Here is a 21,867-nt window from a genome sequence, read left to right as displayed (position 1 = left end):
CTGCCTCAGTTTTTTTCGCGGATACCCATAAGCTCTTTGGTGTAGGCCAGACCGATGCTGTCGAACGCGCGAGGATAGTTCTTCAGGAGGACAATTACGTTATCGCGGGTGAACTCGTCAGGTAGCGCCCAGCCTTCGACAATTTCCATCAGGTAGTCGGCCTGTGGCTCGACGGGGGATTTTTTACCTTCAGCTGCTTTCTGCAACTTCTCATCCAGGGTGCGCAGCTCTTCCAGCGTCTTATGGCGGAAGGTGAAGGTCAGTTTGCCGTCTTCGGCCCCAGCGCGCGGGATGCTGGCAGTAACGGAAAATGTCGGATTGGGGATCAGGGAGAATTTGGTCATTTCGGTTCCTCAGAAAAAAAGAAACCCGCCGGAGCGGGTTGAATAAACGAATACGTAAGGAGGACTTTAGCGCTTGTACAGCAGGCCGCCTGGCTTCAGCGCGTTGTGGATAGCATCGCTCACCGAGTCGCGCACCGCCTGCGTCATTTCATCGCTAAGCGCAACTTTCACCTTCACGTCATGGCTCGAAGAGGTAATGTCATTACCAATAAATGCATTGCTGATGAGCGCCTTGACATTTTCTCCTATTCGCCAGCCTTTTGATTTTTCAGGGTTATCAAGTTTACCCATGCGCACTTTAACTTCCCCATCACGACCGTAGATAGTCGTGACGTCCTGATCAAAAACAATGCGACTGAGATTAGGCTTACGCTTATCCTTCACGCGCATATGCTCCGGAAAGAATGAAGCATCACCCCTCACTGTATGGCGGCGACCTTTCAAATCATAGTGTGCGCAACCTGCCGGGCTTTTAAGTATTAGGCCGTCGTCGGTCATAGTTACGCGCATGCCTAGCATCGCCTGTTGCAGCGATAAATTTTTCATGTGGTATTTCCTTTTAGACGTGAGCCTGTCGCACGGCAAAGCCGCCGAAAGCTAACGGTTTGCCCAGGCTCACAGCTGAAAGACTTTCTTCGATGTGCGCGTGCGATGCGCATAAAAAAGCCCGGCGACCCGGGCCTGGTTGGTTAGCTGACAGTGACGGTGCACGCCGCCGAGGTAAGGGTCTTGCCTGCAGCATCGGTAACTTCGCAGGTGTAGGAGCCTGCGTCGCCGGATGCCACCGATGGGATATTGAACGTTGAAGCAGTCTTGCCCGGGATAGCCGTGCCGCCCTTCTTCCACACGTAGGTGTAAGGCGCGGAACCGCCCTGCATGACCACCGACAGATCCAGAGCTGCATTAGCAGCAACAGACTTGGTTGGTGGCAGGTCAGTCAGGAATGCCAGAGGTGTAGCGGAGGAATCGGCAATCGGGTAAATCTGCATATCCGATTCGAAGTTCATGCGCGCTTCGTTGCTTTCCACGGCGTTGATTTCGGTACGTGGTACACGCTGGAAGGATACTTTGGCGGAGTAGTATCGATCGGCTTTGCCGCGCGGGTTGTGGAACCAGACCGCTGTAGTATCGCTGGAGTCGTCCAGATCAATCAGACGTTTGTAGATAGCCAGCTGCGGGTCATGCGCGAAGGTGTAGACCTGTACCACCGCGTTTTTGAAAGTCGGGATGGTACGGGCTTTATCATCCTCCAGGAACTGCACACTGATGGTCTGCTGGTCACCGCCTTCGGTGGACAGCGTCATAACCTGAGGCATGGTGATCCACGAATCAATTTTACGCAGCGTACCTGCCCCGGTACCCGCCGGAAACTTCTTGGTGTCGGTGGTATCGAAGGCTTCCAGCACGATTTTCGTACCAGTAACTGACTTGACACGCACCACCATATTGTCGAGTTTCAGCCAGCCAGAGCTAACCTGGACGACATCGCCCGCGAGGATGCCAGCAGCCGAGGCAACGGTCAGTTCGCATTCCGTCGCATTGGATGCCGCAGTAAAGACAATCGGCGCAAGATACGCCTTGGCCACGTTTACACGCGACCCGTTAGGGATTGCGAATGCCATTGCATTCTCCTGAATTTAAGTAATAAAAAACCCACCTGGTGGCGGGTCAGTAATCAGCGCGGTACTGCATGCTGACGGGGATGGTGTAGGTGATGGAGCCGCTACTACCGTTTGGTGCAGAGGTCGGACGGTCCTGTATTGGCTGGCGAATCTGAGGCGGCCCGTTGATATAGACGGTCAAATCACCAGCCACCAGAGCGAGGCCTTCAGGAAATCCACCCGCAATCACACTGGCAAATGTTCGCGCCTTGCCGACGCCCATTCCTGCGGGGGTGACTATGTTCACATGGAAAATGCCCTGATACGTACGAAGCTGCCCAGCAAAGTCTTGCCCGATAGTTTGTGCCGGGAGTATATAGACCCTCCCGTACGGGACATCATCTGGCGGTTCAAAAATGATGTTTGGCCAGGCTATCGGCATGTCAATCGCAAGGGCGATATCAGCAAGGCGCGACTCGAGCAATTCCGCAATTAGCATTGATTGGTCACCGGCCATTACGTACCTCGCTCATCGCCTCACGAAACAGCTGCGCTGCGTCCAGTGCAGTGATACCTACCATGCCGCCGGGGGCCTGACCAGAGTGCCCGTTCTCCAGTGCCTGTGCGTATGGCAGGTTATTTGTGAAGTAAATCGAGCTGACCTGCCCCACCCTGAACACTTCAAGCACCGCCAGACCGCGGGAGTTGGAACCCTGGCCGGAGGCATCCGGAGTATCGTTGGATTGGGTCGATTGGCTATCAAACCCCACATACCAGTTGTTCTTGAAGCGCCCGCCGACATAACCATCTGGCTTTTTGATGTCCATCGAGTCGTTTACCCGTAGGCCACGTTTAAGGCGCCCGGACTTCGTCACGTTTGCTGGGTCATCGCGAAGCGCTGCGTTATGCTCACGAACGGCAGTGTTATAAGCCGACGCCGTCTGATTCACTTCCCACGTTTCAGGCTGCCCAACTGGCGACACATCGACAAGGCGCCCGAGGATTTTGATACCCGTCCGGCGCACCACCTCGTCTATCTCCTGCTTTGAGCTATCAACGAACAACTGAATGGCAGCCAGGAACGGCTGATTAGCAGAACTTGCCATAGTTACGCCCTCAGTTGGATGTTGTAGGAGATAAGCACGTCAGCAGGCTTAACCGGGTTCGGCTGTACCACGCGCCACTTTTGGCCGTCGATATCAATGATGTCACCGATGCGCACCTCAGTTTCAAACGTGGCCGCCAGCTTCTTATCGCCTGTAGCAATCAGAGAGCCGTCGATTTCACGAGTGGAGTATTCAGTGATAACGCCGGTAACGGTCGCGATAACAGGCTCGGTGGTAATCTCTTTCCCGTACTGATCGCGGGTGATGGAGCCGCCTCGAATCATTTGGTAGGATTTGCCGTTATCCTTCAGGAGACGTGTTGCCGTAGCGCGCATGCGGCGATAGTCGATTGCCATGCTACCCCCTTTCGACCCGAACCTGGTTGCCGCCCACTACAAGCCCACGCAGTGCGGAATAGAACCATGGGAATGACGGAGAAGCTTTATTCGTTCCCGGCTCATACTGGATTGTTACCGCACCCTCAACGCGCTCCATCGTCACCGCCCCACCGCCAGCGACCGACGGGGTGAGGTCAATCTCCTGCGATTCGATAGCCAGGCGACATTGAGCATCAATCAGACGCAGTGGAATAGTATCATTCGGCAGGTCAACACCATCGAAGCGCACGCCGGAACGCGGCCAGGATAGAGGCTGTGATGCGCTGGAACGCTGACCGCGCCAGGCCTTCCCTTCCAGAAAGTCCATTGCCTGCATCAGCATCTGGCCGCACTCATCATCATCTGCAGGAATGCTATATCCGCGCCCGACGGCAAATGCCCGCAGGTCTGACACGCTTGCGTAGCTGTTGAAGCCTGGAGAGTTGGGATCGGCGTCCAGCATGTTTATTCCTCCAGACGCCAGTCCAGCGCCAGCCAGTTATCGACTTCATCAGGATGAACATCAGCGCTCAACGGGCCGTTGGGAAACTCTGGAATATCACGCACCATGACAACCAGCTTAATACTAGGCTGTTCCTGCTGCTGTTCCTGCTGCTGTTCCTGCTGCTGTTCCTGCTGCTGTTCCTGCTGCTGTTCCTGCTGGGCAGGAGCATGTTCAGCGCCGTTCTGCACTGCAAGCTTTTCAGCCTCACGCTGCGCGCGCTGCTCTTTGGTTAATCCGGCCATTGGGCCTCCTGAAAAACAAAGGGGCCGAAGCCCCTGCGGTTAGCCCATGATGATGGTGGAATGTTCAGGCTGCACGGATGCCACACCCCATGCCACACCAACCTCGTAACGTACCTGGCGGTACTGGCGGTACAGCGCGATCTGGAAGGTGATGCCTGATACTGGGTCGGTCACGTTCATCACATCGTCAGCGGTGTCGCCGCCTTTTGGCATTGCCGGGGTGCGGCACGCCAGCAGGAATGCGTTGCGGTCGAATGCCATGTTTGGCGCAAACTCGCTCAGCACGGTAACGGCTGCCTGGTCGGCCAGATCCTGACGAAGACCCGGTGCGGCAATGGTGATGCTGGAGGAGGTAGCGGCCACCACCAGATACTGATTACCATCGCCGTCAAATTTCACTGCGGTCCCTACAGCGATACCACCGGTACCCGCAGAGATGGCAACGATGATGTCACCCTCTTTCTTCGCGCCATTGACCTTGTAGCCAGCAGCGGTGCTTTTCGCCGTACGCTTGATGTTGGCGGATTCATGCAAGTTGAAGCCCATCACGCGACCGATGATACCTTCGCGCAGGAGCTGGTCGGTACCAGCTTCATTCGCTTTGAACAGCACGGACTGCTTACCACGAATGGAGGCCATCGCTTCGCCGCCCAACACCATGCGCAAATCGGTAGTTGGTGCACCGTTATCGGTCAGAATTTGGCGGGCATTCGCAGCATCGGACAGATCGTCTTTAATGCTGAACGGCGTATCTTTCGGCGCACCGACAGCGCGAGATGATTTGTAGAACAGCGCAGCAAGGTCAGCATCCATTTCGTTGCTCAGCGCGCGGAAAGCTTGGGAGAACTGGTCAGCCAGGATGACGTCGTAGTTACCTGACGGCCCGATCGCCAGCTGCTCTTCACCGTTCCATTTGACCGGGGCCATTTTGGATTTGGTGATTTTGACATCCACGGTGCCGATGTTCTGATCGCCGTCGTTTGGTGCCGTTGCCGCAGGGGTGATATCAACGGTGGTGGTTTTCGGTGCCACCGGCGCGGTGACGGTCTGGTCTTTAGCCGCAGCATCAGCTTTCGCGTTGCGCGCCACGGCAGGGATGAAGCCCACCTGCTCGCGGGATACGCGGTTCAGTGCGGTGTACAGAGTAGGAATTAACCCAGTAAGCGTATTGCTCATAATCTAAATATCCTTTCGATTAATCGACGATACTGACGCCGTCGCTCAGCGCAGCCTGCTTGCCTGCGCCATCCAGAGCGTCAAATGCACCGCGTTTCATGGTTTTTTGCCCGGCCTGATGCTGCGACTGACGAGAGTCACCGCCGGTATTGCCGGACGCTTTGAGGATGTAGTCTTTCTGCGGATGCAACTCGACCAGAGATTCCAGCGCTTCGTCGAAGCCAGCCAGTTCGCCGGGCTTGGTGCGGGAGAACATTTTGTTGCCCTTCCCGTCGTAGGCCACGACCTTACCGTCTTCGATTTTGAAGTTCTGTCCGAAGTGAGAACGCACGAACTCAGCCGGGATAGCCATCTTCTCGGAAATGAACTTAGAGCCACCAAAACGGCCGCCGATCATCTCGTTATAAAGCTGGGTCTCTAGCGTCTGGCTCTTGCTGTTCGCTTCGTCCAGTTGCTGCTGGAATGCCTTGGTGATTTCGGCTTTAACCTGGTCAACGGCGCCAGCATCAATCAGTTTCTTCTGGTCGATTTTGGTCATCATTTCCAGGGCTTCGAGCGCCTTGGTCGGGTCAGTGATGCCAGCGAATTTCGCGAGACCGGCTTCCGCCGCTTCCTTCGCCTCACGGTGGGTTTTGGCTTCACCGTTTAACGAGGTGATTTTGGTCATCGCTGCGACCGCGTCGAACGGGATTTCTTTGCCGTCTTCATGGGTGTAAACCGGCATACCGTTTTCAACGACCACATTGCCGTTAGCATCAAGTTTGAGTTTCATTGTTTTGCTCCAGCCTTCCGGCCATTGGTAGTGGGTCATCCGACCCGGGCACCGCGTCGCATCCGCTTAGCGGCAGGCATAAAAAAGGCCACCCGAAGGCAGCCTTGAGTTGAATTTTGTAATACTCAGAGCTTATAGGTTATTTGCTCTGAGATTTTTGCGTCTTCTTCTGACGCCTCACCAGATAAGGCATAGGTAATCATCGCAATCATGATGAATTTGCGCTCAGCCTCAGTCAGGGTGACTGTTTTGTCTTTCTCATTTTGCATGGTTAACCCTCAAACGCCGACGCATCCACGCGGCGCAGTTCGTCCAGGGTGAGAAACTCCCCTGCATCATTAAACATCTCAGGCACCATGATTTTGCCGTCACGTAGCATCATGGCACGGGTGACGCCCAGCACCTGCTCCTGTCGAGCGTATGGCTGCCGGGTGAGCCAGTCGGCATAACTGGTATGCGCTGGTACCTGCCCGTCCATCGAGGCACGTGTAGCGCTGCTCATTTCGTCAGGCGGTATCTGCAACTCCTCCCACGATTTCGTAATGAGGATTTCACCGGACCGGCAGCAGAAATGGATTTTGCCGGGTCCGCGTAGATACGGGACCACATGCCCCAGCGGCTTGCCGTCTAGCGTGTAGAGTTTGCGGTCGCGAATGATGCACCACTGGCTGGTATGCGTATCGAGAGTTGATGACCACTGTTTGGCCTTCACGATATCGCTGTTGGCTTGGGCGAACTCCTGACGCGCTGTCGCGGCCATATGGTTCACCGCCGTGCGCGTGACTACGGACAGGTCGCGCCGGGAGGCGTTAATCACCCCATCTTCACGGTTGAGTTTCGGCGTGCCTGCAACGCGCTTAACAATCTGCTCTACCGTTTCGCCCTGGAGAAATCCGGAGCGTACAGCATTGGTGATTTTGTCCAGTCGGTCAGCTTCAAGCTTCTGCCCCCACTCCTTGAGCAATCTCCCCTGGAATGGCTGCGCCACAGCTGCGGCGTAAACCTGCTCGGGCGCAATGCTCTGGAGCGGAACATGCTTGAGGATTTGCTTCGGAATAATGCTGCTGAAAAGGTCCAGCTGATACACGGCCTCATACTCAATGTAGCGAGTCAGTTCGCGGGAAAGCGCGGCATTAACCGGTTCGTAGGCCTGCTGGTTGAGGTCCCGCACACCAGCCAACAGCGATGCCAGGCGACGGGCGCTGTACGTATCAGCTCGCTTGCCGTCCAGCAACACCAGCAATTTGGCAGCCAGGTCAGTATCCATTCTGTTCAGCAACGCAACCATGCGCCGAGCGACGCCGGTGCCGTAGCGCGTCACATAAAGGCCATGCGCTATGGTCTCGTCCTGCAGGCGGTCATTGACAGAGCGGGCCATGCTATACCTCGTCTAACGTTCTGGTATCCAGAGACGATGACTCAGCCAGCAATTCGTCCAGGACCTTCTCCGGGTCTGCATCGGCATCAATCAGGTTGAGTTTTTGCAGGGATTTAATCGCATCAATGCGGCGAAGGTCACCGCCCTGACGTAGCGACTGAATGGCCAGTGCAGCAGGAGGATTGAACTCTTTCGACTCGACATCCAACTCGGTGCGGACATCGACGTTACCACCTTCGGATTCACCGATGTACTCAGCCATAATCTGCAGGATATTGTCGATCGCATCTTCCAGGCTGGTTGCCATGGTGTAGAGCGGTGATTGCTCCTGCATCTTCTCTTCTGAGGTCTGGTCAACAGACTTGGTTGAGGTGTTGTCAGTGCGCAGCAGTTTCGCGCCTGCCTGGCGCATCTGCTCCACGAGGTCAGCCAGCGACTCTTTGCCAGCACCGATAGAGGAGCCTGTGTGCTCAACGTACTCGAGGCCCTGTTTCTGCCGATCATCGAATGAGGTCGCGGAGGAGGAACCAATCACCAGCTCTTCTCCCTGCGCCAGACCGAACACGGTAAGTATCGGCACCCGGGCGACGTGCAGGATGTTGTCCTGCTCGCTCTGGCTCTGCCAGTGTTTGACGTTCAGCAGCGCCATGTTGAGCAGCGGCGGTGAACCGCACATAAAGCCGGTGCGCTTGGTGTAGAGCGTGACCAGGGTGATATCGCGACGGGAGGTTTGCCATTCGTCGTGTAACGCCCAAGTGGCCTGCCCTTCTGCACCGGTAGACTTCCGGTAAATCTGCACCGCGCCCGGCGTCAGGAGGCGGATCTGTTCGACTTTCGTCTGCCCGAAGTCATCGCCATCCTCGACAATCACCTCTTTGATGCGCAGCTCGGTCAATACGACCTTGCCGCCGGTCATCTTCGATTTCCAGCCGATCAGCTGTCGGGGATTCAGCATCGTTACGTACGGTCGTGCGCCAGTGGCTTTCTCATCCGCCTTGGTCTTCACTTGCTCGGCGTCCACCCGTGGGTAGTCCACCAGCGCATGGGAAAGCCCATACTGCATCGCCAGGCTGAAGAACGACTGCGCCCATACATCTAGGCGGGTGCCTTCAAGGTCCACGTCTTTTGCGAACTCGCGCAGCTGATCTGGGACGTTCTCGCCTAGTTGGATGGGTTCAGCAAACACGCGCCCAACATTCTGGTTGATCGTCTCTTCGTAGGCGGGGAGAAGCGTGGCCACAGCCAGCCGCTTTTTGTAGTCTTCTTTGTCTTCTTTCGGCCAGCGCGGTAGATATTGCTCTCCCAGCTGTCGCATATAGAGCGTGCCGCCCATCAGGGCATCGTTGATATCCCACGCCTCGACCATGTTCCCATAGTCCAGATTGGGTGTTGAGATGTCAGGCATGGAGTTACATCCGTAGTTGAGTGACTTTTCCGGTGGGTTTGATGATCGGGAATTGCTTCACGATGAAATAGCCACCAGCGTCGTTTGGGTGATCGTTGTCGGCTGATTTATCCGGCTCGCCGTTTGCCGCCCATACCTGCTGTTCAAGGCTGTCGGTATAGACCGGGCAGCGAGCAACGTTAACTTTGTAGCGGCGCTCACCGTTGCCGTTGCAGAACATGGCATTCATGGAGTTAATGCGATCCTTTACCGGCGGGTTGGCGGCGTTCACCACCACACTGAATCCGGCCTGCTTGAGCTGCGCAATATCGGTGGCGCTGGCGTTATTGGACTTGCGTGAATCGCCGGAGGCATCCGGATAGATGTAAATCTGCCTAGAGGCAACATAGCGCCCGCCCTCGTAGCGCCAGAACTCTTCCTGGATACGCTTTATCATGGCTGGCGTGTCATAAACTTTTATCAATTCGCGTACCGCGCGCGGCTCGCCATTCCGTAGGACGTGGACGATGGCCGCCATTTTGCCAACGTTAAAGTCCATGCCGATATAGAGCGGTTCGCCTGCCTGTTCTTCATCAGTACAGTTATTCAGACGTCGATCGAACTGGTGATAGATGGTGCCGCTGGTCAGGTTGGTGAAGCGCCCCCTCAGATACGCCTTAATCAATTCCGGCGGGTAGGAATTCATCAGCGAAGGGATGTAATCCGCGGGTAGGTTCTTCGCGTTGTCGAACGTGCTGGCCTGAATCAGACCATACAGGGCTGAGATCTCTGGCTTTTCACGAACTGCCTTCACGAATTGCTGGTAAACGAATTTAAACCCTTCCGGCGTGGTTGTGACGTCAATACCGTTACGCAGCCCATCAACCTTGTAACGCATACGGGCGATGATTTTTCGCCATGCTTGCTGCGCTTTGGCAGCCGCCATGACATCCAGCTCATCCACCATCGCGTTACCGATTTTGAAACCAACTATCGAGCCGGGCTTCTCCATCGAGCGGCAGATTGTGGTCCCGCGGAACCGTCTCCCCTCGTAGAAGTGAACCTCTTTGTTCCCCTCATTGATTTTGACGCTTAGCCCCCAGTCAAAGGCCACCTCTTCGATCGTCGGGTAGAAGATGTCACGAATCTGCGGGTACGTCGGCGCGAAATAACCCTGGTTGATTTTCGGGTGCTCCCACATCCCTTTGCAGATGCCGCCACAACCCACCCACGTTTTACCGGAACCAAACCCGGCAACGTAGGCTTTAAACTTGTGCTCCATCGCGAGGAAGCGAGCCTGTGGGATGTTAAGTGTCGGGCTAATCCCCATCTTCTTCCCTCGCATCCACTACGTTGATATTGATCTGCACTGGTGTTGGTTCGTCATCATCACCATCACCGGCCAGCTCTTTGCGGAGTTTCTCAATCTCTAGCTGCCGGCGGTCGATTTCGATTTGCTGGAGGCGCTGCGCGAATTCGCTATCGGCCAGGCCCAGGCGCTTCATTACGGCTTCGTACATACGCTCGCGGCTGATTGCCATTATCTCGACACCATTCTTTCCCAGCTTGACGCCGGAATATGCCAAAACAGCATCAGGGGAAAGTTTCCGGGTGTCTGCGAAATATGGCTGGCCTATTCCGTCGCCATTGCAGCGCGGGCAGGCAAGGTTAGGCTCACGGGTGTGGTCATATCCATAGCCACCCACATCGACGGGCTCGCGCTTATCGCGTTCTGTAGCTTCCAGCCGCTTCTCTTCAAACTCCACGGCATCGCGCCACTGATATTGATGGCCAAAGCCCCAGCAGTAACGACACGCACCGCGGCGATATTGTGAAAGCTGGTTTGCGTCGAAGGTGGCGAGCTGCCACATCTGCGCGAGGACTTCATCGGCACTACCAAGCGTGCGTGCAATGGAAGCTTTCTGCTGCTGCGCAATGGCTTGAGCAACGTTAGGATTCGTTATGAGCTGACGACCGTAGTTTGGGTCACTATAACCAGCACGTGCAGCAGCAGAGGTGGCGTTGTTGTCCTTAAGGTACTCCGCGACAAATAAGCGCTGCTGAGCAGTAAGTCCATCATCATCCACCAGCCCATTTGCGCTTTTATCTTTCTGCGCAGTGCGCATTTTTTTCTGCGCAGGTTTTTGCGCAGTTTGCACAGAAGGTTTTTTGATATATCGACGGGCGGTAGCATATTTCAGTCCCCGCGCTTCGCACCACTCCTTCGGTGATATACCCGTTTTGGCATGCTCGGCGAGGAACTGGTGTTGCAGTGCTCCCCAGTCCGGTTTAGCCATATTCTCTCCAGAAAGTTCTTTATTTTTGATTGCTTACTTATCAATATTGCTATGAACCATTTAGCGAGGGTACATAATGAGCGATAAGGACCTTTTTAATAGTCTGGTATCCCCAGATTATCGTGAAAACTATTTAAGAGTGTTGGAGGCCAGCACCCCACCAAAAAACCAAAATTTGGCAGATGAATTCCAACGCCGTTTGATATGCTGGGTTAATGATTTTCACCGTGATTTAGAAGAAGAATATGAAGTAGGCGGGCAGCTCGCCAGCTTTGGACGTTCTATCGAGTTTCACTTTACTGACATCGGTTATTGGAACCCTTCACTCATTTCCTTCATCGGGGTACTTGATGATGGCAGCCCTGTAGAGTTAGTGCAGCACGTCTCCCAAATAAATATTCTTTTAGTCAGAAAGAAGCGTAAGGTTTTAGATGAACCAAAACGACCAATTGGGTTTGCTGCCTGGGATGAATATGATGCTTTTAAGGACAATGACTCGTGAATTGATGTTGTTAGTGACTGATGATTACACCTATTGCGATATCACCTTATCGTAGGTTCGCTCGCAGGTGCTTCCGGAAACATAACGCTCATCAGCCTCTTTTGCGAATTTTCCCGCCAGATCGTCAGCTTCGCCAAGCAACTGGGCGAGCAATATTCCGGCCTTGCCTTTTGCCGCGCTTGCTGCGGCAAGGGCGGAAATCCTGCCGGTTTCACTTGTTGTGAGTTTCCGTTGTATTTCGGCGAGCTGCTGTTGCAACCCACCGCGAGCACGCTTAGCAGCGTCAGCATCAGCCTGTACTTTTGCCAGTTCTTCATCGGCCTTCTCTCTTTCCTCATCAACGACGCGCTGGCGGCGCTGCTCTTCTGCTCTTTCAGTTACTTCACGCTGCAATGTGATGGTCGCATCCGTAAGGTCACGTTGCGCCCACTGCAATTTCCAGGATGAGTCCGCCTCCTGATACCCACGTGAATAACACCAGTACGCGGTCGCGCATAACAAAAAAGCCACCAGCAGTATTTCTACAAGTGGCTTCCAGTAAGCCTTCACTGGTCTATCCCCCAGCACGTCAACGCGCTTTCCTGGTCTCGCCGCTCTACCTGACCATAGCACCCATTTTTCTGGCCTTTGGTCAGGCGACAATCACGGCCACCGTCTTTAATCCACCAGCGAATCGCTTCACATGCACCTTTACGGTCGCCAGCGTTAATGCGCTTATAGAACGTGGATGGGAAACATTTTCCAGGGCCGATGTTGTATGGGCAGAAAGATGCGATCCCGGCTTTCTGTGGTTCGGTCAGCGATACCTTGATATTTCGCTCAACCCACGCCAGCGCCTTGTCACGTTCTATGGCGTTCACCTGGGCGCATTTCTCAGCTGACAGCCTCATACCCTGGACTACTGGCTTACCATCCACCATCGTGGCGCCACGGCAAATCGTCCAGAGCCCGCCGCCGTCGCGATATGCCGTCAGGCTGTTACCCTCTTTCTCATCCAGAAATTGGTCGAGAATCACGGGCGCGGAAGCCCCGGCAAGAATCAAACCAACGACCGCTGCGCTTAGTTTATTCTTCAGATTTGGTAGCATACCCATTGCGCCGATCCTCCCGCTCTTTCCAGCGGAAATACCAGTTCACTGCACAAGTGATTACCGTACATGCGATACCGACAATAATTGCCCAGTCGCTCAGGCTTAACCCTGCAATTCTGTCGGCCAACATCCAGGACACCTCTTTTGCTGTTTTAGCTGTTTCGGCATATGCCTTCGCTGATACACCGCAGCCGGTCAGCGTGGTTCCTGTTCCATATGAAAGTCTGCTGTAAATGGTGCTCATTCTGGTCATAGCCTCACCTCCGATTTTTCGGATGGCGCTGTGTGTGTTTGAAAAGTGTCAGGCTTCACGGGCTGGATTTATCAACAAAGCACGTAGCGGATGATTCCCGCGAGGCCTGAAATAGAAAAGGCCGCCCGTAGGCAGCCCAGAATGCAGAAAGCCCCGGCATTTGTTGCCGAGGCTCTTAAATTTTTTCTTCAACGGTGAACATACAATGCCCATCGTTAGAACAAATTAACACGGATTCGGGAAAAGTAAATATCTCATCGCGTTATTTTTTTGAGCTGAGCTTCAGCCCACGCCTCCTCGATATCGAATTTGGTGATTAGCTCGTCGAAGAATGGCTTAACCGACTTCTTCCAGGTATCCAGTGTGATAGCGTCCGTTATCTTACAAATGGCGTTATGCACCTCAGTGGAGAGGATCCGCTCATAGCCACGCCCGCCGCAACGCTTACAGTTACCCATAACCGGCACGCCCTGCTTTTCCGTTTCATCCTGATTCACCACCTGGCCCCGTCCATGGCAGTCATTGCAGGCGGCACTGAGCCCCCCTTTACCCTGGCACTTTTGGCACAGCACTCGCACCTGCTCCCGGACAGATTTAACCTCTTCCCAGTCTGACGGCGAGACCCCCTTTGTTACCTTGACCCATTTTGGCGGCTTGCCGTCCGGATAAGTTACTTTGTTGGTGAATACCTCGGCATCGATGAATCCAACCCCGCTGCAGCAGTCACATGTTTTTTTACTGGAGGCACTGCGGGAATAATCTTCAAACGCGAATGTGGCCAGAACCTGAACCACCTGAGGTTTTATGTTGAAGTTGAGCTTTCGCAGCGCAGCTACTTTGTCACATTTGGTCATCGCGTACTCAGCCAGCAGACCGATCGCACGCTCCCTGTCATTATTGCTTATACCCATCTTTCCGAGGAAAGCGCTATACCCCATGGCGGCGCGTTCCTGAGTCATGCCCATTGCCGCCATAATGTCGGTGCCAGTCAGTGAATCAGAGGCGGTAGCACGCGGAGAATCGCTAATCAGGGTGGATTTTGCAAAGTGGTATTTCACTGTGTTTTCGAGGTTCATAGCGCTTCTCCAGCATAATTTTTCACGTAATTCTTCAGTATTCGGTAATCCGTCAGCACAGAGCCCGGAAAGTGGTATAAGCGCAATCGTTGCCAACGAACGCGGAGGTGATCGGCAAAATAGGATTCGAATGTCATGCTGCCTCCTGCTTTTTCAGCGCGCGCAGGTCCGCCAGCGCGGTCAGTCTGATTTCCTTCAGTTCTTCAATAGTCCAACGATGCGGAGCGTTATTGTTCTCGAGCGCTAGTACCAGCTCTTCGCCATAACGTTCCACCAGCGCGGCTCGGTATGCTTCGATATTCCCGGATTTGTAGACGTTGCAGACATCACATTGAAGATGGATGTTGAAGCGAGTGAAGCGCAGATGCCCGGCGGCTGCCGTGGTCCGGTAATGGCCAGCATGCCAGGCGAACGCCGTTTTAGTTCCGCAGGAAATGCAGCCCAGCCCTTCTGCCAGTTCGGTCTCGCGACAGATGTCGTTTACTGCGCGCTGCGTCAGGTCCACCCAGTGCTTCAATGGCTTAACCGCTGCTTTGCGCTGGCGCCAGGCGGCACGTTCTTTCTTCTCAGTAGCACGCTGTTTGGCAGACTCTTTGCGCTGAGCATCTTCACGGGCCTTTCTGGTCTGCTCTTTGCCGACTGCGCTGGCGCACTCATAACCGCAAACCGTCTGCGTATCGCGCACCGGGTGGAACCACTGGCGGCATTCTTTATTGGCGCACTTGCGGCGAGGTAACTTTGCCATGCTCAACCCCACACCCTGTTTTGCCAGACCTTACTCGGGCGCGGAGCTTTCTCGCTTTCCGGCAACTGCACGCTGACAGTCCAGGTGATGTTGTCGCGATTCAGGCTGCGTTCTACCGTGGTGCCACGACGACGGTAACTGGCCACCAGCTCGTCGGCCTGCTCGGTTGTGCATTCATAATGGTGAAACCATGAATATCTCATCGCCATCACCCCGCAAAGCTCATGAGCTGCGATGCGGCGTTTTCCGCTTCACGCTGGTCCTTGAAAGCCCGGGATAATACCCAGCGCCACAGAACATCTAGCGCGGCTTTGTACAGCTGCTGGAACTCGGTTTCGTCCATGTTGGCAAAGGCGATACTGCGGGGATGTTTACGAAGAGTTCCGTCAGGTAATTGAATGGCGTCGTAGTGGCCGGACTCGACAATCACCCAAGCACGGTACGCGTCATAGGATTTGCAGATGCTGATACTGCCTGCGCGCTTATCGGCGATACGGTCCAGATACTGCTCGGCAGCATCCAGCAGTGCGCCTTCGTTTCCACCAAATGCCGCGAGGAATTTAGCGTACCCGGTCACCAATTTACGTTCATTGGAAGAAATCGCCCCACCGGTGGGTTCCCAGTATTCAAACCCGAGATTCAGGAGCGCAAAGAAACGGCGATGGAATGCTGGATTCCTCACCTGACGAAATTCGGCTACCAATACGGCACCAAGTTTGATTTTTGATTGCAGAATATCGCTGGTCTCCGGCGTAGCGGGGATCAGAATTCCTGAGGACTGCTTAATGAGTTGTAGTTCGTGCGCCATGGTTTCTCTCCGTGGCGCAGTAGGTTACGGTTGTTCAGACCGTTGATTTCATATTATCAGAAGGTGGTGTTACCCGGTAGCCGAGACGGCGGATAAATTGCACAAAACCATTGGGAGTAAAGACTTCTTCATCATCGAGCAAAGGTCGCATTGATACCATTCCATTAACGCGATAAATCAGATGCCTGCCAGATGAAGGAAAGCTAAACATAACACAACCATCAGAACGTCTGACAAGGTCGTACCAATGATCATCTGATGCCTGCAATGCTGAATTACTCACTTTTTATTCTCCCTTCAATCGACACAGACGTGGTTAAAAATTGTCGGCAACAGCATCAAAGGGATACACATTTTCGGTATTCTGTTATCTGCGCGCCGGCTAACCCAAGTTCAGTAAAACCAGTCGTCGGCGCTTTCCCATGTTTCCTGCAGGATTTCCTCCACCTTCGTTTTATCGCCCTTGTCGCCACCGAAAACAGTCAGGCTATCACCGCCAGCCCTGCGGATAACCAGAGAACAATTTTCATATTGATTCTGAAGTCGTTTAAGCAACTCTTTCTCAAGTGCGGGTATGGCGCCGCGCGGCAGGTCTTTTGATTTGTTGATGGTAAGTTCTATCTTCATAATTCCCTCTACACCAATATACTGTACATTCATACAGTATACCTATTGAACCTCATATTCAAGTAGTTAATAGCACTTTTCGCCAAAGCCATGCCGTTGTATCTGCTAAGTTTTTCCGAGTATTCGGAGTTTACTAAATCAAATTGGCAAAACTGTCCAGACAAGAAAAAACCCGCAAAAGCGGGCTTTTCGACAGTAAGATAATGGATATCCTAGCGGGAGGGGTATGGGGGCAACATCATCCAGTATTTAGGATTGACTTCCGCTTTTTTATCGAATCTACCATCATCGAGGTAAAACCATCCTTCGGTCTTGTACATAGCCAGTTCATAAACTCTATTTACATATGCCAATACTGGCAGTCCTCTTGGAGGAAATCCGCTTTCCCATTGGCGTTTTTGAGGAAGTTTATCTCGGTAGAAGCTTAACCTTTCCTTGAAAAAATCCTGCAAATAGGAAGGTTGCATGCTTGCAACCTCCTCAATGGGTACAAACTGTTCTAGCCACTCTTTGAATGCAACTCCTGAAGCCGCCAAATCAACGTTAACCTTGTCCTGCTCTTCTTTCGATTTTGCTGCGATGTTGAAATCAGACATGATGAATCCCCCTCGTTGCTTTGAGAGGGATTATACATCAATCAATGCCAGGTAAATTTCCATGGGTGACTGATACGTGCCTTTCGAACAGCTTCATCGATCTGATCTTGCGTAGGCAAATCGCCATGACATACGATGATGGCATGTTCTGGTGTGCATTGAATTGGAGTAAAATTAAGGTATGGATAATCTACTTCACTCTTCCCTCTCACGACCCCCATTTCACTATAAGTTACTTGTCTGCCTAGATTTATAACTTTAAATGAATCTGCTACATCCCCGTTCATACCATGACCAAACATAATGATTACGGACATTACACTCCCCTTCGTGAATTAGGTTCAAAGGAAGGTTATCAAGATATGCAACCAATAGGAAATTATTTACAATTAAATAGTTAAATATTTCAATAACTTAATATTAAATCATTCTATTTATGCGGCGATTTCTTTCTGCTGACAAAGTTCCGGTAAATTGGCTCGAACCAATGCTTCAGCGAACGGCGGTGGCACCGCGTTACCGCAGCGGGCAACCTGCTTGTCCTTCGCGTACTTCTTCCCCTGATAGTCTTGGTCGATGATGTACCACTCTGGGAAGCCTTGCGCGCGGTATAGCTCGTGTGGTTGCAGCATACGCATGCCAATATCAACTATGCGGTAAGTTATGCCGCCAATTTTCACCAGCCCGTCGCAATCCTCGCCGCAGTATTCCCGCAGAAACTCAAGCGTCTGCTGCGCGCGATGTTCGTCGTATTCATCGACCGCAAGAGTGGTTTTCACCTCCCCTACGTGCAGCCCGCCTGCTGTCACTGTTGGCATTGGTTCACCGGTTGGTTGTCCGTCCCGGCAGGTGCCGCGCAGTTTTACCAGGTGAGAGGTTATTGCAGCATGATGATTTCCCGTCGTTATGGTGTGAGCCGGATTGTCCAGCGTACCGCCAAGATGACCAGTGTTATTGACCATCAAATGCGCAGCGACAACTGCGTGGTGATCAACCGTGGTAACTGAATGAACAGGCTCATCTAAACCGATGCCCGGTCCCGAGTAGTTACCGCCGTAGTGCTTCGCAAGGAACGCGCTCACCGTCGCGAATTTATTACCACCTGCAGTAACGGTCCCCAGCGGGTTATCCAGTCGCAGCACACGCGGCTCCTGTCCTCGACGTTCGCCATAACCCATCTGGATCAACGTGGGTGTTACCAGTTGAGATTTGCCGCCACCGCCGGCGGTGATGGTTGCGCTCGGTTCGTCTGCCCGGTGGCCAACGCTGGCACCGAACTGACGGCCAACAAATGGTGCAATGGCAGCCTCAACGATCCCGAGTGCATGCCCATTCCCGCCCGGGCGTTTTGACGTACCAGCGGTTACCGTCGGGACAGGTTCGGTAACCGGCTGACCGGTTGCGCCAGTGCGGAATTTTGTAAGGTGCGGTACGGCTAACGCGTAACCGTGGGTTTTAGTAATGGTTTGCAAAGGCTCGCCCAGCGCCTGACCACGGAAACAGTCATAACTCGTTTTGTTGCTGGTGTGATTGCATTTCACGATGAACGGCGATGCACTGTCGATTACAAAGCGCTGTATACCGCGCGCGATGCGCTTCAGGGTATTTTCTGCCAGCGGTTTTTTGCGGTCGAAAATCGACGGCGCCGGAATTGTCCAGTCGATACACTCCGCAGCTGTACGCCATGGCGCCAGCCTGCCAGCCTGAACCGCAGGCGATGTCGGCTCCCCATGCGTTGGTTCCGGCCACACAATCGGCTTCCCATCGCGGCGCATGACCATGAAGAAGCGTTTACGAATAGTTGGCGCGCCGTAGTCACATGCACGCATTTCGCGGGAATCAACCTCATATCCAAGGCCATTTACCAGGCGAAGTGCGTCACTGCTGTTCGGTGCGATACCGAGGAAATCACATGCTTCCGTCAGCGCTGGATGAGCAGATTCAATACCTGCGCCCAGCATCCCAACGAATGCAGCAAAGGTTTCACCGGCACGTTTCGGATCTGGACGTTGATCGCCATTTTCATCAATCAGCAATGGCCCCCACGTTTTGAACTCTTCCACGTTCTCAAGCATCATCACTCGAGGGCGAACCGCCAGCGCCCAGCGAAGCACAATCCAGGCAAGCCCACGAATTTCCCGCGCAACGGGCTTTGAGCCTTTCGCTTTACTGAAATGGCGACAGTCAGGCGAGAACCATGCCAGGCCAACGGGATTGCCAGCGGTCGCTTGTTTTGGATCGATATCAAAAACAGATTCGCAATAGTGCAGCGTGTCCGGGTGATTGGTCGTGTGCATCGCCACCGCGTTCACGTCGTGGTTGATTGCGATATCAACACTGCGGCCGATTGCCATTTCAATGCCGGTTGACGCACCGCCACCACCAGCAAAATTATCAACGATGATTTCTCTCACGCGTATTTCTCCATGGCGATGGCCAGTGACTGTGCCGCTGCAATGATGGCCGGTACCGGCATTTGTTCCAGCCACATGCGGTTGATGTGATGTTTCAGGCGGCGCTGGTGATGTGCCGGGAGATCCCCGGTACTTTCAACCTGGCTGTAAACCATTCCCACTTCTGCAGGCCAGACGGTTTCCTCTACATCCACCAGCAACATACTTTCCAGTTCGACGATACGCTTCGTGGCGTATTCCAGTTGCGGTTCCATCATTCCTCCTTGAATCCGACACCAGCTACTCGCAGAGCATGCTCAATGTCGAATCGGGAAAGCCATGTTCCTCCGTCTTTCGGGATCATGACGCCTCTTTCAGATTCGTTAATCGGATGCCCAGGTCGGACGTTGTACCCTGCCGGCAGCTTCACGGTAACAGTGCGTGCCGTCATCACCTCATCAATCACCTTCAGCATATCAGCGAGAATGTAAGCTCTGTTCCCGCCGTTTTGGTACTGGCTATTACGCACAAGGTATTCTCGTATCTGGTGCAGGCGATCGAGTGATACAGGACCGTGCGCCGGATGGTTGTTGGGGGTCATACTGATACTCTCCCGTAAAATGCCAGAACCCGCTTCATCGCCGGACTTGTACGGCAAACAGATGCGACCATGTTTTTTTTCATGCTCGATTTAAACTGCTTGATATTCAGCTCCCCGCCGGTCTGAAGTGAATAGACCGGGCGATGCGGCTCACCAGCGCGGATTACTACCGCCCTGCGTACCAGGTGAAGCAGCAGGTTGTGTGCCTTCTTGCAGTCGCATCCCAACAGGTTCTGAACCTGACGCGGCGTGATGGTCTGGTTAACCCGAAGGTAATCGACAATTGCCCACAGTGATTTGCTTGCCATAGTGATATTCCCTCAAGGTTATTTAACGATCCGGAGATGGCTAACGTTCTTGCGATAGCTGCCCCAGTCAAAGTTCACCCACATTCCGCCATCCATCTGGAGACGGTCGATAACCCGCGCGCCCAACGCTCCGAGAAGTTCTTCGTGGTTCAGGTTCGTCAGGATCCCCACCGGACGCATCGACGACAGGCGACGGTCAATAACCTGATTCAGAATGACTTTCTCGCCGTTGCTTCCGCGCTGAATACCGACTTCATCCAGGACCAGCAGATCAACTTTGCATAGGTCATCCAGCAATGCGGCCTCTGACTGACCACCGTCGTAGCACTCGCGAACGCGTAGCATCAGGTCAGGGATAGTCACGACCAGCACGCTATGCCCGCCAGAAAGCAGATGATTTCCGATTGCTGCAGCGAGATGGTTTTTCCCGGTACCAGGGCCACCGCTAAACACGAAGCTCGCGAACCCAGCACCGAAATTCTGTGCGTAGCTCTTTGCCATCGTGAAGGCCTTGCGCTGTTGCTCACCGGATACTTCGTAGTTGGCGAACGTGCAGCTGCGATGCAGGCTCTGGATGCCAGAGCGACCGAAGATTTTGTCTGTACGCGCTTTCTGATTCAGCTTGTCGAGCTCTTCGCAATGTTTCAGTCCTTCTTCCCGTTGCCACGCCAGAAGCTCTGCTGCGCTGGTGAACTTAGGCTGAACGCCTGGCGGTATGAGTTTTTTCAGGCGCTCAAGAGCACTGCCGGAATTAACAATGTTTTTCACCGTTACCCCCTGAATCCGGTTGGGATGGTTTTATCTGGCTCAGAAATTCGGTTGGGATCTCGCTGTCCAACATGGACGGTCCTTTGGCCGTGACCACGCGATTGCAACAGACTGTTGGCAAAGGTCTGCTCCCAAGCCAACTGGTGTTTAACCTTGCCGTCAGGTATCCAGTAATCACGGAATTGCTGAAGTTCTTCAGCGGTGTAACCCGGCTCAGTGCCGACGTTCTTACCCCAGAGCGCAGCCTGACGCACGAAGTCTGGAGACGGGGTCCATGAGTCAGTGATCGGAAATTTACCCAATGGGCCAAAATCCAGACCGGGCCCAAAATCCTCGTTCTGAGGTTTGGGAGGGATAGCTGGCAGAGGTGGGTGATTTCCAGAAATATCATCCCCAGAATGACTTCCGCCCGCGCGTTCTCTCTCTGGGTTTAGATCTTCTCTTCTCTTCTCTTCTCTGTGGTTACGCGTTACGTTATTAGTAACGTTACTCGTTACGTTACTTTCCTGGAGTTTTTTCCGTTCACGAAACTCCTTCTGGCGCTGCGCATTTGTCTTGGCCGTAGCTGAGCGCATATCACCTGACGTATTGTATTCATTGAAGTTTGGAAGAATGACGCAGTTATTCTCCGCATCATAAATGGCCCAGCCTACGGTTGATAATTCAGCCCCAAAACCGGGTACTCCGACAATATCATCGATATCAGACAGGTCTGCATTTTCAAATACACCGTTACGCGAGTGTTCATTTGCCGCAGACCAAAACGCTACTAGTAACGACACCGTAACGTTACGGGTTACGTTACGCGTTACAACGTCTGATAACGTGGTGTTATGCGAAAGTGTGAACATTTTTCCCACCTCCGGTGAACGCTCCAGTATTCGCGCAATTCCGTTCACCTTCGGGCTGGTGACCAG

Annotated in this window: 33 protein-coding genes and 1 pseudogene; 1 reads left to right on the top strand and 33 read right to left on the bottom strand. The window is 53.5% G+C overall.

Going from position 1 to position 21,867, the window contains the following annotated elements:
• Window positions 1–5 precede the first annotated feature (5 nt).
• From OGY72_RS08590 to OGY72_RS08520, 15 genes are all read right to left on the bottom strand, one after another.
• A complete protein-coding gene (locus OGY72_RS08590; protein ID WP_286547571.1) occupies window positions 6–344 on the bottom strand; it encodes a phage tail assembly chaperone in 339 nt (112 codons plus the stop codon).
• Window positions 345–410: 66 nt separating this feature from the next.
• A complete protein-coding gene (locus OGY72_RS08585; protein WP_071687883.1) occupies window positions 411–890 on the bottom strand; it encodes a hypothetical protein in 480 nt (159 codons plus the stop codon).
• 143 nt (window positions 891–1,033) lie between these two features.
• Complete coding sequence (locus OGY72_RS08580; RefSeq protein WP_032943639.1) at window positions 1,034–1,966, bottom strand: phage tail tube protein; 933 nt, start codon at window positions 1,964–1,966, stop codon at window positions 1,034–1,036.
• Between the two features lie 46 nt (window positions 1,967–2,012).
• Entirely contained in the window at window positions 2,013–2,462 is a 450-nt protein-coding gene (locus OGY72_RS08575; RefSeq protein ID WP_063929364.1) for a DUF4128 domain-containing protein, read from the bottom strand.
• Complete coding sequence (locus OGY72_RS08570; RefSeq protein ID WP_063929362.1) at window positions 2,452–3,051, bottom strand: hypothetical protein; 600 nt, start codon at window positions 3,049–3,051, stop codon at window positions 2,452–2,454. Before OGY72_RS08570 ends, OGY72_RS08575 begins: the two co-directional genes overlap by 11 nt.
• A gap of 2 nt (window positions 3,052–3,053) precedes the next feature.
• Window positions 3,054–3,407, bottom strand: coding sequence for a hypothetical protein (locus OGY72_RS08565; protein WP_286547570.1), 354 nt, complete (start codon window positions 3,405–3,407; stop codon window positions 3,054–3,056).
• Between the two features lies 1 nt (window position 3,408).
• A complete protein-coding gene (locus OGY72_RS08560) occupies window positions 3,409–3,891 on the bottom strand; it encodes a DnaT-like ssDNA-binding protein (protein ID WP_063929361.1) in 483 nt (160 codons plus the stop codon).
• A gap of 2 nt (window positions 3,892–3,893) precedes the next feature.
• On the bottom strand, window positions 3,894–4,175 hold the full coding sequence (locus tag OGY72_RS08555) for a hypothetical protein (protein WP_286547569.1): 282 nt from the start codon (window positions 4,173–4,175) through the stop codon (window positions 3,894–3,896).
• Window positions 4,176–4,214: 39 nt separating this feature from the next.
• Window positions 4,215–5,351 carry a major capsid protein gene (locus OGY72_RS08550; RefSeq protein WP_286547568.1) on the bottom strand — a complete coding sequence of 379 codons (1,137 nt, stop codon included), beginning with the start codon at window positions 5,349–5,351 and terminating at the stop codon, window positions 4,215–4,217.
• A gap of 19 nt (window positions 5,352–5,370) precedes the next feature.
• Window positions 5,371–6,123: a DUF6651 domain-containing protein gene (locus OGY72_RS08545; RefSeq protein WP_286547567.1), complete on the bottom strand. Its 753-nt coding sequence runs from the start codon at window positions 6,121–6,123 to the stop codon at window positions 5,371–5,373.
• Between the two features lie 125 nt (window positions 6,124–6,248).
• Window positions 6,249–6,392 carry a hypothetical protein gene (locus OGY72_RS08540; protein ID WP_286547566.1) on the bottom strand — a complete coding sequence of 48 codons (144 nt, stop codon included), beginning with the start codon at window positions 6,390–6,392 and terminating at the stop codon, window positions 6,249–6,251.
• A 2-nt stretch (window positions 6,393–6,394) separates the two neighbouring features.
• A complete protein-coding gene (locus OGY72_RS08535) occupies window positions 6,395–7,501 on the bottom strand; it encodes a phage minor head protein (RefSeq protein WP_286547565.1) in 1,107 nt (368 codons plus the stop codon).
• A 1-nt stretch (window position 7,502) separates the two neighbouring features.
• Window positions 7,503–8,906: a DUF4055 domain-containing protein gene (locus OGY72_RS08530; protein WP_286547564.1), complete on the bottom strand. Its 1,404-nt coding sequence runs from the start codon at window positions 8,904–8,906 to the stop codon at window positions 7,503–7,505.
• Window positions 8,907–8,910: 4 nt separating this feature from the next.
• Complete coding sequence (locus OGY72_RS08525) at window positions 8,911–10,215, bottom strand: terminase large subunit domain-containing protein (RefSeq protein WP_166465460.1); 1,305 nt, start codon at window positions 10,213–10,215, stop codon at window positions 8,911–8,913.
• Window positions 10,205–11,182: a terminase small subunit gene (locus OGY72_RS08520; RefSeq protein ID WP_286547563.1), complete on the bottom strand. Its 978-nt coding sequence runs from the start codon at window positions 11,180–11,182 to the stop codon at window positions 10,205–10,207. Before OGY72_RS08520 ends, OGY72_RS08525 begins: the two co-directional genes overlap by 11 nt.
• A 76-nt stretch (window positions 11,183–11,258) precedes the next feature.
• On the opposite strand from OGY72_RS08520, the gene OGY72_RS08515 reads away from it, so the two are divergent.
• Window positions 11,259–11,684 (top strand): DUF6173 family protein, encoded by a 426-nt coding sequence (locus tag OGY72_RS08515; RefSeq protein ID WP_286547562.1) that lies wholly within the window; start codon window positions 11,259–11,261, stop codon window positions 11,682–11,684.
• Window positions 11,685–11,714: 30 nt separating this feature from the next.
• Here the strand turns inward: OGY72_RS08515 and OGY72_RS08510 are convergent, their stop codons facing one another.
• The 18 genes and pseudogenes from OGY72_RS08510 to OGY72_RS08425 form a co-directional block, all read right to left on the bottom strand.
• Window positions 11,715–12,233 carry a DUF2514 family protein gene (locus tag OGY72_RS08510; RefSeq protein ID WP_286547561.1) on the bottom strand — a complete coding sequence of 173 codons (519 nt, stop codon included), beginning with the start codon at window positions 12,231–12,233 and terminating at the stop codon, window positions 11,715–11,717.
• The gene (locus OGY72_RS08505; protein WP_286547560.1) at window positions 12,230–12,778 is read right to left on the bottom strand and encodes a lysozyme; all 549 of its coding nucleotides are present in this window, start codon (window positions 12,776–12,778) and stop codon (window positions 12,230–12,232) included. Before OGY72_RS08505 ends, OGY72_RS08510 begins: the two co-directional genes overlap by 4 nt.
• Entirely contained in the window at window positions 12,750–13,028 is a 279-nt protein-coding gene (locus OGY72_RS08500) for a phage holin (protein WP_196615337.1), read from the bottom strand. The genes OGY72_RS08505 and OGY72_RS08500 overlap by 29 nt, the downstream gene beginning before the upstream one ends.
• 254 nt (window positions 13,029–13,282) lie before the next feature.
• Window positions 13,283–14,104 carry an antitermination protein gene (locus OGY72_RS08495; RefSeq protein ID WP_286547559.1) on the bottom strand — a complete coding sequence of 274 codons (822 nt, stop codon included), beginning with the start codon at window positions 14,102–14,104 and terminating at the stop codon, window positions 13,283–13,285.
• The gene (locus OGY72_RS08490) at window positions 14,101–14,241 is read right to left on the bottom strand and encodes a YlcG family protein (RefSeq protein ID WP_286547558.1); all 141 of its coding nucleotides are present in this window, start codon (window positions 14,239–14,241) and stop codon (window positions 14,101–14,103) included. The genes OGY72_RS08495 and OGY72_RS08490 overlap by 4 nt, the downstream gene beginning before the upstream one ends.
• A complete protein-coding gene (locus OGY72_RS08485; protein WP_286547557.1) occupies window positions 14,238–14,849 on the bottom strand; it encodes a recombination protein NinG in 612 nt (203 codons plus the stop codon). Before OGY72_RS08485 ends, OGY72_RS08490 begins: the two co-directional genes overlap by 4 nt.
• A 2-nt stretch (window positions 14,850–14,851) precedes the next feature.
• Window positions 14,852–15,058 carry a hypothetical protein gene (locus tag OGY72_RS08480; RefSeq protein ID WP_286547556.1) on the bottom strand — a complete coding sequence of 69 codons (207 nt, stop codon included), beginning with the start codon at window positions 15,056–15,058 and terminating at the stop codon, window positions 14,852–14,854.
• Complete coding sequence (locus OGY72_RS08475; RefSeq protein WP_286547555.1) at window positions 15,058–15,657, bottom strand: DUF1367 family protein; 600 nt, start codon at window positions 15,655–15,657, stop codon at window positions 15,058–15,060. Before OGY72_RS08475 ends, OGY72_RS08480 begins: the two co-directional genes overlap by 1 nt.
• 34 nt (window positions 15,658–15,691) lie before the next feature.
• Window positions 15,692–15,940 (bottom strand): hypothetical protein, encoded by a 249-nt coding sequence (locus tag OGY72_RS08470; protein ID WP_071524344.1) that lies wholly within the window; start codon window positions 15,938–15,940, stop codon window positions 15,692–15,694.
• 110 nt (window positions 15,941–16,050) lie between these two features.
• A complete protein-coding gene (locus tag OGY72_RS08465; protein ID WP_032944444.1) occupies window positions 16,051–16,284 on the bottom strand; it encodes a DinI family protein in 234 nt (77 codons plus the stop codon).
• Between the two features lie 407 nt (window positions 16,285–16,691).
• Window positions 16,692–16,880 (bottom strand): annotated as a pseudogene (locus OGY72_RS08460) (DNA polymerase III subunit theta); the annotation flags it as partial.
• A gap of 41 nt (window positions 16,881–16,921) precedes the next feature.
• Entirely contained in the window at window positions 16,922–17,197 is a 276-nt protein-coding gene (locus OGY72_RS08455; protein WP_071692460.1) for a hypothetical protein, read from the bottom strand.
• Between the two features lie 117 nt (window positions 17,198–17,314).
• Window positions 17,315–19,294 (bottom strand): DNA cytosine methyltransferase, encoded by a 1,980-nt coding sequence (locus tag OGY72_RS08450; RefSeq protein WP_286547554.1) that lies wholly within the window; start codon window positions 19,292–19,294, stop codon window positions 17,315–17,317.
• A complete protein-coding gene (locus OGY72_RS08445) occupies window positions 19,291–19,548 on the bottom strand; it encodes a hypothetical protein (RefSeq protein ID WP_286547578.1) in 258 nt (85 codons plus the stop codon). Before OGY72_RS08445 ends, OGY72_RS08450 begins: the two co-directional genes overlap by 4 nt.
• Entirely contained in the window at window positions 19,548–19,874 is a 327-nt protein-coding gene (locus tag OGY72_RS08440) for a hypothetical protein (protein WP_286547553.1), read from the bottom strand. Before OGY72_RS08440 ends, OGY72_RS08445 begins: the two co-directional genes overlap by 1 nt.
• Window positions 19,871–20,182 carry a hypothetical protein gene (locus OGY72_RS08435; RefSeq protein WP_286547552.1) on the bottom strand — a complete coding sequence of 104 codons (312 nt, stop codon included), beginning with the start codon at window positions 20,180–20,182 and terminating at the stop codon, window positions 19,871–19,873. Before OGY72_RS08435 ends, OGY72_RS08440 begins: the two co-directional genes overlap by 4 nt.
• Before the next feature lie 18 nt (window positions 20,183–20,200).
• Window positions 20,201–20,950, bottom strand: a complete 750-nt coding sequence (locus tag OGY72_RS08430) for an ATP-binding protein (protein ID WP_286547551.1) — start codon at window positions 20,948–20,950, stop codon at window positions 20,201–20,203.
• 2 nt (window positions 20,951–20,952) lie between these two features.
• Window positions 20,953–21,867, bottom strand: a 915-nt coding sequence (locus OGY72_RS08425; protein ID WP_286547030.1) for a DnaT-like ssDNA-binding domain-containing protein, incomplete at its 5' end; no start/stop codon positions are given.

Origin of the sequence: Citrobacter sp. Cpo221 (genome assembly GCF_030332345.1) — a bacterium.
Lineage (GTDB): Bacteria > Pseudomonadota > Gammaproteobacteria > Enterobacterales > Enterobacteriaceae > Citrobacter > Citrobacter portucalensis.
The sequence above is the reverse complement of the archived record's forward strand: the minus strand, read 5'-3'. Positions and strand labels throughout refer to the sequence as shown.

Excerpts from the sequence above, each read along its gene's own strand:
- OGY72_RS08440 (WP_286547553.1), bottom strand. The coding sequence starts at position 19,874 with ATGACCCCCAACAACCATCCGGCGCACGGTCCTGTATCACTCGATCGC.
- OGY72_RS08520 (WP_286547563.1), bottom strand. The coding sequence starts at position 11,182 with ATGGCTAAACCGGACTGGGGAGCACTGCAACACCAGTTCCTCGCCGAG.
- OGY72_RS08495 (WP_286547559.1), bottom strand. The coding sequence starts at position 14,104 with ATGAACCTCGAAAACACAGTGAAATACCACTTTGCAAAATCCACCCTG.
- OGY72_RS08515 (WP_286547562.1), top strand. The coding sequence starts at position 11,259 with ATGAGCGATAAGGACCTTTTTAATAGTCTGGTATCCCCAGATTATCGT.
- OGY72_RS08585 (WP_071687883.1), bottom strand. The coding sequence starts at position 890 with ATGAAAAATTTATCGCTGCAACAGGCGATGCTAGGCATGCGCGTAACT.
- OGY72_RS08555 (WP_286547569.1), bottom strand. The coding sequence starts at position 4,175 with ATGGCCGGATTAACCAAAGAGCAGCGCGCGCAGCGTGAGGCTGAAAAG.
- OGY72_RS08455 (WP_071692460.1), bottom strand. The coding sequence starts at position 17,197 with ATGTCCGTAATCATTATGTTTGGTCATGGTATGAACGGGGATGTAGCA.
- OGY72_RS08545 (WP_286547567.1), bottom strand. The coding sequence starts at position 6,123 with ATGAAACTCAAACTTGATGCTAACGGCAATGTGGTCGTTGAAAACGGT.
- OGY72_RS08505 (WP_286547560.1), bottom strand. The coding sequence starts at position 12,778 with ATGGGTATGCTACCAAATCTGAAGAATAAACTAAGCGCAGCGGTCGTT.
- OGY72_RS08570 (WP_063929362.1), bottom strand. The coding sequence starts at position 3,051 with ATGGCAAGTTCTGCTAATCAGCCGTTCCTGGCTGCCATTCAGTTGTTC.
- OGY72_RS08580 (WP_032943639.1), bottom strand. The coding sequence starts at position 1,966 with ATGGCATTCGCAATCCCTAACGGGTCGCGTGTAAACGTGGCCAAGGCG.
- OGY72_RS08490 (WP_286547558.1), bottom strand. The coding sequence starts at position 14,241 with ATGACATTCGAATCCTATTTTGCCGATCACCTCCGCGTTCGTTGGCAA.
- OGY72_RS08560 (WP_063929361.1), bottom strand. The coding sequence starts at position 3,891 with ATGCTGGACGCCGATCCCAACTCTCCAGGCTTCAACAGCTACGCAAGC.
- OGY72_RS08530 (WP_286547564.1), bottom strand. The coding sequence starts at position 8,906 with ATGCCTGACATCTCAACACCCAATCTGGACTATGGGAACATGGTCGAG.
- OGY72_RS08445 (WP_286547578.1), bottom strand. The coding sequence starts at position 19,548 with ATGGAACCGCAACTGGAATACGCCACGAAGCGTATCGTCGAACTGGAA.
- OGY72_RS08500 (WP_196615337.1), bottom strand. The coding sequence starts at position 13,028 with ATGACCAGAATGAGCACCATTTACAGCAGACTTTCATATGGAACAGGA.
- OGY72_RS08540 (WP_286547566.1), bottom strand. The coding sequence starts at position 6,392 with ATGCAAAATGAGAAAGACAAAACAGTCACCCTGACTGAGGCTGAGCGC.
- OGY72_RS08475 (WP_286547555.1), bottom strand. The coding sequence starts at position 15,657 with ATGGCGCACGAACTACAACTCATTAAGCAGTCCTCAGGAATTCTGATC.
- OGY72_RS08535 (WP_286547565.1), bottom strand. The coding sequence starts at position 7,501 with ATGGCCCGCTCTGTCAATGACCGCCTGCAGGACGAGACCATAGCGCAT.
- OGY72_RS08590 (WP_286547571.1), bottom strand. The coding sequence starts at position 344 with ATGACCAAATTCTCCCTGATCCCCAATCCGACATTTTCCGTTACTGCC.
- OGY72_RS08565 (WP_286547570.1), bottom strand. The coding sequence starts at position 3,407 with ATGGCAATCGACTATCGCCGCATGCGCGCTACGGCAACACGTCTCCTG.
- OGY72_RS08435 (WP_286547552.1), bottom strand. The coding sequence starts at position 20,182 with ATGGCAAGCAAATCACTGTGGGCAATTGTCGATTACCTTCGGGTTAAC.
- OGY72_RS08575 (WP_063929364.1), bottom strand. The coding sequence starts at position 2,462 with ATGGCCGGTGACCAATCAATGCTAATTGCGGAATTGCTCGAGTCGCGC.
- OGY72_RS08525 (WP_166465460.1), bottom strand. The coding sequence starts at position 10,215 with ATGGGGATTAGCCCGACACTTAACATCCCACAGGCTCGCTTCCTCGCG.
- OGY72_RS08550 (WP_286547568.1), bottom strand. The coding sequence starts at position 5,351 with ATGAGCAATACGCTTACTGGGTTAATTCCTACTCTGTACACCGCACTG.
- OGY72_RS08485 (WP_286547557.1), bottom strand. The coding sequence starts at position 14,849 with ATGGCAAAGTTACCTCGCCGCAAGTGCGCCAATAAAGAATGCCGCCAG.
- OGY72_RS08480 (WP_286547556.1), bottom strand. The coding sequence starts at position 15,058 with ATGGCGATGAGATATTCATGGTTTCACCATTATGAATGCACAACCGAG.
- OGY72_RS08465 (WP_032944444.1), bottom strand. The coding sequence starts at position 16,284 with ATGAAGATAGAACTTACCATCAACAAATCAAAAGACCTGCCGCGCGGC.